The sequence below is a fragment of the Embleya sp. NPDC025285 genome (genome assembly GCF_055558835.1).
Genome location: NZ_JBVHLU010000027.1, coordinates 1 through 11,620, shown reverse-complemented (window position 1 = coordinate 11,620; position 11,620 = coordinate 1). Strand labels below are relative to the sequence as shown.

General features: G+C 71.6%; 10 protein-coding genes. 7 read left to right on the top strand and 3 right to left on the bottom strand.

Features of this window, described 5'->3' with window-relative positions; genetic code table 11:
- Positions 1-125: 125 nt before the first annotated feature.
- From ACZ4FV_RS19865 to ACZ4FV_RS19850, 4 genes are all read left to right on the top strand, one after another.
- Positions 126-1,025 carry a metallophosphoesterase family protein gene (locus ACZ4FV_RS19865; RefSeq protein WP_395862758.1) on the top strand — a complete coding sequence of 300 codons (900 nt, stop codon included), beginning with the start codon at positions 126-128 and terminating at the stop codon, positions 1,023-1,025.
- Positions 1,026-1,097: 72 nt separating this feature from the next.
- Positions 1,098-1,394 carry a hypothetical protein gene (locus ACZ4FV_RS19860; protein WP_395862760.1) on the top strand — a complete coding sequence of 99 codons (297 nt, stop codon included), beginning with the start codon at positions 1,098-1,100 and terminating at the stop codon, positions 1,392-1,394.
- 63 nt (positions 1,395-1,457) lie between these two features.
- A complete protein-coding gene (locus ACZ4FV_RS19855; protein ID WP_465322996.1) occupies positions 1,458-3,368 on the top strand; it encodes a hypothetical protein in 1,911 nt (636 codons plus the stop codon).
- 1 nt (position 3,369) lies between these two features.
- Entirely contained in the window at positions 3,370-4,848 is a 1,479-nt protein-coding gene (locus tag ACZ4FV_RS19850; protein WP_402231576.1) for a peptidase MA family metallohydrolase, read from the top strand.
- A 115-nt stretch (positions 4,849-4,963) separates the two neighbouring features.
- Here the strand turns inward: ACZ4FV_RS19850 and ACZ4FV_RS19845 are convergent, their stop codons facing one another.
- Positions 4,964-5,491: an HNH endonuclease gene (locus ACZ4FV_RS19845; RefSeq protein ID WP_402231575.1), complete on the bottom strand. Its 528-nt coding sequence runs from the start codon at positions 5,489-5,491 to the stop codon at positions 4,964-4,966.
- Positions 5,492-5,745: 254 nt separating this feature from the next.
- On the bottom strand, positions 5,746-6,288 hold the full coding sequence (locus ACZ4FV_RS19840; protein WP_402231573.1) for a YbhB/YbcL family Raf kinase inhibitor-like protein: 543 nt from the start codon (positions 6,286-6,288) through the stop codon (positions 5,746-5,748).
- 135 nt (positions 6,289-6,423) lie between these two features.
- Here ACZ4FV_RS19840 and ACZ4FV_RS19835 point away from each other — a divergent pair, with 135 nt between their 5' ends.
- The gene (locus ACZ4FV_RS19835; protein WP_395862770.1) at positions 6,424-7,941 is read left to right on the top strand and encodes a hypothetical protein; all 1,518 of its coding nucleotides are present in this window, start codon (positions 6,424-6,426) and stop codon (positions 7,939-7,941) included.
- 36 nt (positions 7,942-7,977) lie between these two features.
- Here ACZ4FV_RS19835 and ACZ4FV_RS19830 read toward each other — a convergent pair whose 3' ends face one another.
- Positions 7,978-8,763, bottom strand: coding sequence for a sporulation protein (locus tag ACZ4FV_RS19830; protein ID WP_402231571.1), 786 nt, complete (start codon positions 8,761-8,763; stop codon positions 7,978-7,980).
- 68 nt (positions 8,764-8,831) lie between these two features.
- Here ACZ4FV_RS19830 and ACZ4FV_RS19825 point away from each other — a divergent pair, with 68 nt between their 5' ends.
- Positions 8,832-9,533, top strand: a complete 702-nt coding sequence (locus ACZ4FV_RS19825; RefSeq protein WP_402231569.1) for a DNA-3-methyladenine glycosylase — start codon at positions 8,832-8,834, stop codon at positions 9,531-9,533.
- A gap of 109 nt (positions 9,534-9,642) precedes the next feature.
- Entirely contained in the window at positions 9,643-10,920 is a 1,278-nt protein-coding gene (gene tyrS / locus ACZ4FV_RS19820; protein WP_465322995.1) for a tyrosine--tRNA ligase, read from the top strand.
- Positions 10,921-11,620 lie beyond the last annotated feature (700 nt).

The window sequence follows — 11,620 nt, the reverse complement described above, 5'->3', positions numbered from 1 at the left end:
GTCCGGGCCCGACACCCGAGTCCTGGGGAGATACCCCGGACGGGTCGTCGCCCGATCACCGATGATGGACCTCGGGGGCGGGCGTACACGCACGCGAAAACGGGGTGGAAGGGCGGGGACTCACGATGCGGATCCTGCTGGCCGGTGACACGCACGGCAACACCGGGCACGTGCGGCGGCTGCTCGACGCCGCCGTGCAGCTCGACGTCGATCTGATCTTCCAGCTCGGCGACTTCGGCTACTGGGAGCACGAGGCGTCCGGCGTCCGCTACCTGGATGCGGTCAACCGTTCGGCCCGCTCGCGCGGCATCGACGTGTACTTCCTGGACGGGAACCACGACAAGACCTCGCTGCTGACGGAGTCCTACGGCGACGACCGCGACGAGCACGGTTTCCTGATCGTGCGCACCCGGGTGCGCTACGCGCCGCGCGGACACCGCTGGTCCTGGCACGGGAGGAACTTCCTCGCGTTCGGCGGCGCGCTCTCGCTGGATCGCGAACAGCGGCTCGCCGAGGAGCGTCGGCGGTACGAGAGGGCGCTGCGCAAGGAGGGCTTCCGGCGCGGTGCGGGCCGCCCGCCCGGCGAGGTGCCGGACTTCGCGGGCGCCCTGTGGTTCCCCGAGGAGGAGGCCACGGACGCCGACGTGGACGCGATCCTGGCCGACCCCTCGCCCGTCGACGTGCTGTTCACGCACGACAAACCGCTGCGCACCGCGCCCGAGTTCAACCGCAAGGGCGACCCGCGCTGCCTGCCCAACCAGCGCCGCGTCCAGCGCCTCGTGGACGCCTACCGCCCCGCGCTGGCCGCACACGGCCACCTGCACTTCCGCTACACCGAGGAACTCGCCCACCCGGACGGCTCGTCCACGCGCGTCGAGGGCCTGGCCGCGGACCCGATGGCCTCCTACGACGTGCCCGGCTACCTGGTCCCCGACTCGTGGCACGTCCTCGACCTGTCCGACCCGACGCCGACCCCCACCCCGGGCCCCGACACGGACACCGTGGAGGCCGGCACCGCCTCCTGACCGACCGCTCGTCACCACGTGCGATACCGGCTCGACGGGTCCGGGGGAGCCGGATAACCTCGGCTCGCACGCGTGAGCGAATCACCGCCGACCGCCAACGAACTGCCCGCCCCTGCGCCCGGCTCCGCGCCCACGCCCGGGGCCGCCAAGGCCGACGCGTTCGTCGTCGCCATGTACGCGGACCCGGCCTCGGCGGACGAGACGATCAAGGCGGCGACCGGACTCGACCGGGCTCGGTTCGAGGCCGACTGGGCAGACTACGTACGGGCCGAGTCGGCCGGCCGACCACCCGCGAGCACCGCACAAGACAGCGTGCGGACCCCGTGCCGACGGTGTCCGGGCACGTCGATAACCTCGGCGAACACATGATCGGATCGCCGATCCGGGGCCGGGGGCGGAATCATCGGGCCGGCGGTCCAGGGGAGGACTGGCATGTCCGACATGCCCAAAAACGCGAACGACGGCGGCACACACCCGCCGACCGACGCTTCGACCACCGGACCCACCGAGTCCGAAGCCGAACAGCGGCCCGAGCGCCCGGACATGGGGACGTCCGAACGCCCGTCCGCGAGCCCGTCCGCACCGGCGGAGCCCGGCGGTGCGGATCCCGCCGTGCCCGAGCCGCACCGGCCCGAGGCCGCGCCGGCGCCCGGCGGGTCCGAGACAGTCGCGCCGCCGCCCGCCGCCTCGACCGGGCACGTGATCTCCGCACCCCGGCCGGAGGCGATACCCGGCGGCGACGGTGTCGACGCCGGCGCCATATCCGCCGGGGCCCCATCCCCGAGCGCGCCGGCGGAGCCCGCCGCGCCGACCGCGCGCACCGAGCCCGCGCTGCCCGCCGCACCCCCCAGACCCGCCGCACCGCCGGCCGGCACCCCCTACGGCCCTCCACAGGGCCTCGCGGCACCCGAGTTCCCCACCCAGGTCGGCTTCTTCGGCCCCCTCCCGTACGTACCACCCGCCGACCAGCAGCGCCGCAACACCCGTCGGCGCCGGCTGGCCGCGGTCGGCGGCGTGGTCGCGATCCTGGCGCTGCTCGCGTCCCTCGCCGTCGGCGGCGTCTTCGACCCACCCTCCTCCCCGGCCACCGCGCCCATCGCCGAGCGGAACGACGCCGAAACCTCCGCGAAGCCCGAGGACAAGAAGCCGCCGGTCACCCGGATCGCGACGTCCGACGTGGCCTTCCTGACCGACAACCGCACCCAGGCCCTCAAGTCCGGCAACGCCGACGCGTTCGTCGCCGGGATCGACCCCGCCGCCACCGAACTCGTGGCCGCGCAGCGTCGGTTGTTCGGCAACCTGCGGCTCTTCCCGTTCACCAGCGTCGAGTTCCGGCCACCGAACGCGAGCATCGACCCGGGCACCGACGCCGGCCCGCTCACCCGTGACGTGAACGTGGTGTTCGCCCACCAGATCACCGGCGTGGACAGCGAGCCGATCGCCGAGCGCTACATCTGGACCCTCTCCCGCGCCGCGGTGGACGCACCGCTGCTGATCACCAAGATCACCGGCGGCTCGACCCGAGGCGGCGGCAACGCTTACCCCGCGCCCTGGGACGAGGACGAACTCGCGCTGATCGAACGCCCGCACGTGCTGGTCGCCGTACCGGCGAAGAACAAGAGCAAGGGCGCCGCCTGGGCCGATCGGGCCGAGAGCGCGCTGAAGAAGAACCTGGCGGTGTGGAAGGGCCCGGCCATCACGCCGCAGCGCTACGTCATCTACATCACGCCCGACCACGAGACCTTCACCCGCGCGCTGTCCGGCAACGACCTGCCCAACGTCACCGGGGTGTGCCGCACCATGCCGCCCGCCCGCCCCACCGGCAGCGACCAGCCGATGGCCGGCAGCCGGATCACCCTGGACGGCTCGGACGAGATGTTCGCCAAGGGCGACGGCGAGCAGCAGATGCACCTGCTCCGGCACGAGCTCGGGCACGCGATGGTCGCCGAGTTCGAGCGCGGCGGCGAAGGGCCGCCGCTGTGGGTCTCCGAGGGCTTCGCCGAATACCTGGCCTGGACCGACCTCTCGCTGGCCGAGTGGTTCCAGCCCGACGCCCGCGCGCAGGTCCGGGCGGGCAAGTTCTCCGGCAAGTTGCCCACCGACACCGAGGTCAACTCGGCCGACGCCAAGACCTCCACGGTCGGCTACCACTACAGCATGCTGGCCATCCGCTACATCGCGGAGAAGTACGGCGCGGCCAAGGCCGACGACTTCGTCGTCGCGGTGTACAAGGACTCCACCCCGGCCGCCCTGGAGGCCGCGCTCAAGGAGGCCACCGGCCAGGACCGGGACACCTTCGAGAGCAACTGGGCCAAGTACGTCAAGACCAAGGTGGGCAACTGACGTGCGCTCGGGCGACCCGTCCGGGCCGTGGCCGGACGCCGTCGAGCCGCGCCGGTCCCGACCGTGGGCGATCTGCGTCGCCCTGCTGGGCGCCCTGCTCTCGCTCTCCTTCGTCGTCGGCGCGGTGTCCGCCGGGGGTCGCCTCGTCGGACTCGACACGGCCCAACGGGTGCTCGACCACGACCGGCCCACACCGGGCCGCCTCCCGGACCGCACCGCCTCCCGCGTCCCGGGCGCACCCGGCGCCGCCGCGACCCCGACCCCGGACGGGATCGACTCGCGCGTGTCCGCCCGGATGCGGGCCCTGGCCGCGAACCGCTCGACAACCTTCGAACGCGGGGACGAGACGGGCTTCCTGGCCGGCGTGGACCAGCAGGACAAGGCCCTCGTCGACGGTCAGCGCCGACTCTTCGGCAACCTGCGCAAGATGCCGTTCGACACCGCCCGCTGGCGCGTCCTGGGCACCGAGGAGGTGGTCACCGCCGACGGCTCCGACCCGAAGCACGCCGGCACCGCCGCCGCGTGGCCGGTCACGGTGACCGCGCAGGTGCGCTTCGAGCACGCCATCACCGGCGTCGACCTGGGCCCGGTCCCGGAGATCTACCTCTGGAAGGCGCGCTGCGCCGGCCCCGAGGACCCGTGCACCCTCGTCGGCGCCGACGGCGCGGCCGACGCCGACACCACCTCCGGCTTCGCCGGGTATCCCGCCGCGTGGGACCTGTGGGACATCCGGGTCGAACGGCGCCCGCACGTCGTGCTGATCGGTTCCGGGTCGGACCCGGCCGCGCTGCGCCGCAACGCGGACCTGGCCGAACGGGCCGCCGTCTACACGCTCGGCGCGTGGAAGGGCGGCCCCGGCACCTCACCCGGCTTCGCGCTCGTGCTGACCTCGTCGCGGGCCGGCTTCGACAAGCTGTACAACAGCGGCGAGGTGCAGGACTGGGCGGCGGGCTACGCGCTGGGCCTGCCCGGGACCGACCGGCCCATCGGCGGCGTGCGGATGGTGGTGGACGAAGGGCAACTGGCGAGCGACCCGGCCTTCGCGCCGATCCTGCTCCGCCACGAGATGACACACGCCCTGGTCGCCCCGCTGTCCCGGCCGGCCCGAGCCGCGGACCTGCCCACCTGGCTCGCCGAAGGGTTCGCCGACTGGCAGGCGGAGGCCGACCGGCCGCTGGAGCCGGTGATCACCCAAAATATTCGCGCGCTGATCGACCGGGGCCGCTTCACCGGCGAGTTGCCCGCCGAGAGCGACTTCGAGACCACCGACGAGGATCGGGTCGAGACCGCCTACAACCTGGCCCACCTGATGCTGCGCTACCTGGCCCGGACCTACGGCGCGGAACGGGTGTGCACGTTCTACACGGACGTCGTCACCGGCCGGTACGACTCCGTCGACGAGGCCCTGACCGCCGCCTTCGACAGCACCCCGGACCGGCTCCGCGCCGACTGGGCGGCCTGGGTCCGCAAGACGGTCTGACATCCGGACCGCCACCCGCGCCCGAAGCACCCGTGGGACGCCGCGAAACGCCGAAGGCCGCCGGGGTGAGGAACCCCGGCGGCCTGTACGCCTCGTCACCCATCCGAGCGGCCGATCAGGCGCCCATCGCGAGCACCGGCGCCCGTGCCGGCTCGGCGAGCCACTGCGCGCCCTCGACGTCGGCCACGCCGAACGCGAGCACCAGCGCCCGGGTCGCCGACGGCTCGTACGGCTGGAACAACAACCGCATCCCGGCCTCGGCCGGCGTCCGGGCCGCCTTGCGCTGATTGTCGCTCCCGCACGCGGCGACGGTGTTCAGCCACGAGTCCGCGCCACCACGCGAACGCGGCAGCACGTGGTCCACCGTGGTCGCCCGCCCACCGCAGTAGGCGCAGCGCCGATTGTCCCGGAGCAACACGCCCCGGCGAGACCAAGCGGCCTGTTGTCGGAACGGTACCCGGACGAACTTGAGCAACCGGATCACCCGCGGCAGCGGCAACTCGAGAGTCGAGGCCCGCACCACCCGGCCTGGATCGACATGCTCGACGACCGCCTTCTCCTGCAACACCAACACGAGCGCGCGCTTGAACGACACCGTCGCCAGCGGCTGATACGTCGCGTTCAGCACCAACGTCTCCCGCATGCGACCTCCCCTCACCTGGTCGACGAGGGGAGAAGCGAGCACACCCGGACGCGCACCGAACCGGCCGGGCGCGACCACGCGCTCAGCGTTGGGGTGGTGCTGCGACGCTCATGCGCACCCTTCGACTCGACGAACCGTCAGTACGGACAACTCGACCACTGTGCCTTTTGATCGATCACCGGGACAACGCAATTACCGGACGGGAATCGGTGCCGGGCCGGCCGTTTGTGAACGGCGGGCCCGCGGCACGGCGATCACCGCGCGTACGTGTTGACCAGAACCGCGCGCGCGAGCGTGTGCGAGAACAGATTGAAGCCGACGAACGCGGGCGTCGCGCTCTCGTCCACGCCGAGCTTGTCCACGTCCAGCGCGTGCACCGTGAAGACGTACCGGTGCGGGTAGTGCCCCGGCGGCGGCGCCGCGCCCACGTAGCCCGGGCCGCCGGTGTCGTTGCGCACGTGGAACGCGCCCGAGGGCAGCGCCTTGCCGTCGGCCGCGCCCGCGCCGCTCGCCAACTCGGTGACGTCCGCCGGGACGTCCACCACGACCCAGTGCCAGAACCCGCTGTGCGTGGGCGCGTCCGGGTCGAAGCAGGTCACCGCGAAGCTCTTGGTGCCGGCCGGGAAGCCGGACCAGGACAGCTGCGGTGACACGTCCTCGCCGCCCGCGCCCATCACGCCACTGACCTGGGCGGTCGGCAGGGTCAGACCATCGCTCAGGTCCCCACTGGTGACCGTGAAGGACGGCTTCTCGGGCAGATAGTCGTAGGGCATCGAGGGCTTGATGGGCTCGGACACGCGAGACTCCGCTCGTGCTCACCGGCACCCGGCCGCCTGCCGGGCGCCTCGTCCGGACGAGCCTATTCTCACCGTCCGGCAAACCGGCGAAGATCACGTAGGTATCCTCGCGCCAACAGGGGGGAGGCATCCGGCGTGACCCAGCCGACGCACGAAACCGGCGATTGTGCCGACGACGCCTCATCGGGCATATCCGCCGAGCCCGCCGATCGGGCGGGCGGCGCCGACGGCGCGACACCCGGGCCCGCACCGGCCCGGCCGCGATCCGCCGTCCGCCGGCTCGCCGCGCCGCTGACCGCGCTGGTACTGGCGCTCGTCGCGCTGATCGTCTTCGGCGTCACCCTCAGCGACCCGGGCAGCGCCAAGCCGCGCGGCGCCGACGGCGCGATCGGCGGCCCCCGCCCGGGCACCGCGACACCGGTCGCCCCCGCACACGGTCCCACCATCGCGAGCTCCGACATCCAAGAACTGGTCGGCCGCCGCACCAAGGCCCTGATCGGCCGGGACGCGCAGGGCTTCACCGCCGACCTCGACCCGCACATCCCCGAACTGGTCAGCGGCCAGCAGCGCCTGTTCCACAACCTCGGCCGCGTCTCCTTCGACCACCTCGGCTACCGCGTCGAGACGGTGCAGACCATGCCCGGGGCCGGCGAGCGGATCACCGCCTACGTGGACGTGTCCTTCGACCACCGCATCTCCGCCGCCGACACCGCGACCGTCGGCGAGGGCTACCGCTGGACCGTGGTCCGCGCCGAACCCGGCGCCCCACTGGTCATCGAGGCCGTCGACGGCACCCCCTACGACGGAGCCGGCTACGCGTACGCCCGCGACTATCCCGCGCCCTGGGACCAGGCCGACCTGACCGTGGTTCGCCGCGACCACGTCGTGGTGCTCGCCGACCCGACCACCGCCGCCGGCGCCGAACAACTGGCCGACGACGCCGAGGAGGCCGCGCGCGCCGACATCGAGACATGGGCGGACGGCGGCCCACCCGGCACCGCCCCCGGCTTCGTCATCGTCCCGGTCGCCGACCGCGACACCTTCTACCGGCTGTACGGCGGGCGCACCGGCGAACACGGCGAGGAATCCGGCCTCACCTACGCGCTGCGCACGATCGACCCGGCCGGCAAGGGCCGCTTCGGCGGCTCGCGGATCGTGCTCGACACCACCTCGGGCTGGTTCACCTCGCCCAACCCCCGACGCCTGGGCGAACTGCTGCGCCACGAGATGGCCCACGCACTGGTCACCCCGCTGCGCACCGAGGTGCCCAACCAGGACCAACCCGTGTGGGTCGTCGAGGGCTTCGCCGACTGGCTCGCACTACGCGGCCGCACCCTGCTCGGCACCGACGAGCTGTACGAGGCCAGGACCTACGTCGCCACGAACCGGTTCACCGGCAAGCTGCCCACGGACAACGAGCTGTACCAGGCCGACACCGTCGCCAACGCCGCCGCCTACGAACTCGCCCACCTCGCGATCCGCCGGATCGAGGAACTCGGCGGCGGCCTGGCCGTGTACGGCTTCGTCACCGCCGTCTACGCCGACCCGGCGCCCGCCGCCGTGGACGCGGCGCTGGACAGGGCCACCGGTCTGTCCCGGGCGAAGTTCGAGGCGGACTGGGCGGCCCGGGTACGCGTGCTCCTGGACGCCTGACACCCGGGCCGCCGCCCGTCCCCGACTACGCGCGGACTAGAACCAGCCGCGGCGCTGACCGAGCTCCTGGAACCAGCCGTGCAGGTAGGCGTTCCAGTCGGTCTGCTGCGCCGTACCGTGATCGACGGTGAACCGCCGGATCGCGTCGCTCCCACCGGAGAGCGCGCCGCCCTTCTTGTCGATCTCCAGGATCACCTCGGTCGCGTGCTCGGCCGACACGAAGGTCAGCTCGACCTCGTTGATACCGCGCGCGTACGCCTGCGGCGGGGCGAACTCGATCTCCTGGTAGAACGGCAGCCGCTGATCGACCCCGCGGATGTGCCCCTGCTCCAGGTCGGCGGCCTTGAAGTGGAAACCCAGATTCCCGAACGCGTCGAGGATCAGCGCCTGCGCCGGGAACGCGTCCACCGAGACCGGGTCCAGGTCGCCCTTGTCGATCGCCCGGTCGATGGCCAACTCGGTCCGCACCCCGACCGTGGTGCCGCGGAGCTGCACCCCGCGGAACGTGGTCAGCGGCGTCTCCCACGGCACCGGCAGCCGGAACTGCACGTCGTGCGTCGTGCCCTCGCGCAGCTCGAACTCGCCGCCGATCTGCTGCCGGCCGAACTCCACGTTCCGCCGCTGCTCGCCGTCCTGGGTCTCCACCTCGACGACCGCCTGGAACCCGACATACAGGCCCTCGATGCGCTGGTCGACCTTGCCGCCCTGGATCCGGACGTGTCCCTCGACCACACCGCCCGGCGTGGTGTGCGCACCGTGCAGCTCGGTCTCGACCGAGGCGCCGCCCGCGCCCATGCTCGCCATCAGCTTCTTGAAAACCATGTGTCCTCCCCGATGATCGTCTCGGCCGCCCATTCCATCACGTGCGCCCGGCCGTAAGCTGGCTCGTCATGCGTGCCCCCACCGCCGACCCGAACGATCCGCTGCCGCGCTCCTTCTTCGACCGCCCGGTCCTGGCCGTCGCCGCCGATCTGCTCGGCCGAATCGTCGTGCACGAGACCGAGGCCGGGCCGGTCGAACTACGGCTGACCGAGGTCGAGGCATACGACGGCGCCAACGACCCCGGCTCGCACGCCTACCGCGGCAAAACCGCCCGCAACGCCACGATGTTCGGCCCGCCCGGCCACCTGTACGTCTACTTCACCTACGGCATGTACTACTGCGCCAACCTGGTCTGCGGCCCACCCGAGCGCGCATCCGGGGTACTGCTGCGCGCCGGCGAGATCATCACCGGGACCGCCCTGGCCCGGGCCCGTCGACCCACCACCCGCAAGGACACCGACCTCGCCGCCGGCCCCGCCCGCCTGGCCATGGCGATGGCCCTGGACCGCACCCAGGACGGCACCGACGTCTGCGACCCCACCGGCCCGGTCCGCGTCCTGTACGGGACACCCCCCGCCCGCACCGCGATCCGCACCGGCCCACGTACCGGCGTCGGCGGCGGCGGAGCCACCCAGCCCTGGCGCTTCCACATCGCGGGCGACCCGACGGTCAGCCCGTACCGAGCCCACCAGCCACGCAAGCGCACCACCAAGCCGGCCGCCGAGCCCGCCGCCGACCCCGACGCCGGCGCGGCCCGGCAAAGCGGTTAGCGCCGAGGGCGGACCGTCGGGCACCCTGTAACGGCTGCAACAGCCGCACTCGCGGCACACGCCGCACCCCCATGCCGCACATCGGCATCGATCGAGGAGACCAGGCACTGTGACGGACATCGTCGACGAGTTGCGGTGGCGGGGCCTGCTGGCCCAGACCACCGACGAGGACGCGCTCAAGAAGGCGTTCACGGACGGTCCCGTCACGGCGTATTGCGGGTTCGACCCGACCGCGGCCAGCCTGCACGTCGGCCACCTCACCCAGATCCTGACGCTGCGCCGACTCCAGCTCTTCGGCCACCGACCGATCGCCCTTGTCGGCGGCGCCACCGGCCTGATCGGCGACCCCAAGCCCTCGGCCGAGCGCGCGATGAACGAGGTCGCCACCGTCGAGGCCTGGACCGACCGGATCCGAGGCCAGCTCTCCGCGTTCCTCGACTTCGACGGCACCGACCCGAACACCGCCGTGATGGCGAACAACCACGACTGGATCGCGCAGCTCGGCATCGTCGAGTACCTGCGCGACATCGGCAAGCACTTCAGCGTCAACCAGATGCTCGCCCGCGAGACGGTGCGCTCCCGCCTCTCCGGCGAGGGCATGAGCTACACCGAGTTCAGCTACGTGCTGCTCCAGTCCTACGACTTCGTCGAGCTCTACAAGCGGTACGGCTGCACGCTCCAGATCGGCGGCAGCGACCAGTGGGGCAACATCACCGCCGGCCTGGACCTGATCCGTCGGATCACCGGCAACGACCCGCACGGCCAGGCGCACGCGCTGACCACCAACCTGCTCACCAAGGCCGACGGCAGCAAGTTCGGCAAGACCGAGGGCGGCACGGTCTGGCTCGACCCCGAGCTGACCACGCCGTACGCCTTCTACCAGTTCTGGCTGGGCTCGGACGACCGTGACGTCTCGCGCTACCTGCGCACCTTCAGCTTCCGCTCGCGCGAGGAGATCGAGACCCTCGAACGAGACAGCGAGGAACGCCCCGCCGCCCGGATCGGCCAGCGCGCCCTCGCGGAGGAACTGACCACGCTGGTCCACGGCGCCGACCAGTGCGTCGCGGTCGTCGAGGCGAGCAAGGCACTGTTCGGCCAGGGCGACCTGACCGCACTCGACGAGCCGACCCTGCGCTCCGCCGTCGCCGAACTCCCCAGCGCACAACTGCCCGAGGGCCCGACGGTGATCGACGCCCTGGTGGCCACCGGCCTCGCCCCGAGCAAGGGCGGTGCCCGGCGCACCATCAAGGAGGGCGGCGCCTACCTCAACAACGCCAAGGTGACCGACGAGGACGCGATGATCACCGCGTCCGACCTGCTGCACGGCCGCTGGGCCCTCCTGCGCCGCGGCAAGCGCAACCTTGCCGCAGCGGAGATCACCGCCTGACACAAGGCAGTTGATGCACCGTCAGCCACCCCGAAGGTTCACTCGTCGAGCCGGTTCCCGACCCGTTTCACTGGGTATAGGGGACCGGCTTGACCCGTCCAAGACGGTGGTTTAAGCTCGTACGAGTCGCAACTTCGGGAGATCCGGACAGGCGCGCCCTCAACACCGGCGCGATGGCCGATCCCATCGCGACTGACACCCCAAACGATCCATCCTGAAGCGGACGGCCTTTGGCTGCTCCGTCCCTGTGGTGTCTCCGTGGGTGTGACCCAGTGTAACCAGTTATCGACACAGCCCTTGTGAAGCGCGCGGAATTTGATCATCCAAATTCCGGGGGTTTTATTTGTGCTGCCATTTATTACTGGGAATCGCATTCTCGGAATGTGATTCGGCTTTACCGGGGAAACCTGCTAGGGTTGAAGCATCGAGTGCCGGAGAGATCCGGAGCACGACGCGCGGCTCGTCGGCCGCCGACATCGCGAGAGTGATCAAGCGAGGTCGGGGTAGGCGGGAAAACGGGTCTGCTAAGCTCAGCGGGCCGGAAGCGGAAGAAACGAGAGTTTCGAAAGCGGAAAGCACGAAGCAGCGGATGAAAAGCGGGTCGGAAGATCTGCTAGAGTCCGGGAGGCGGAAAACGCGGAAACGCGGTGGAAGCCGAAAGCGAGGAAAGCGAAGCCGCCGAAACGGTGTGCTAAGCTGG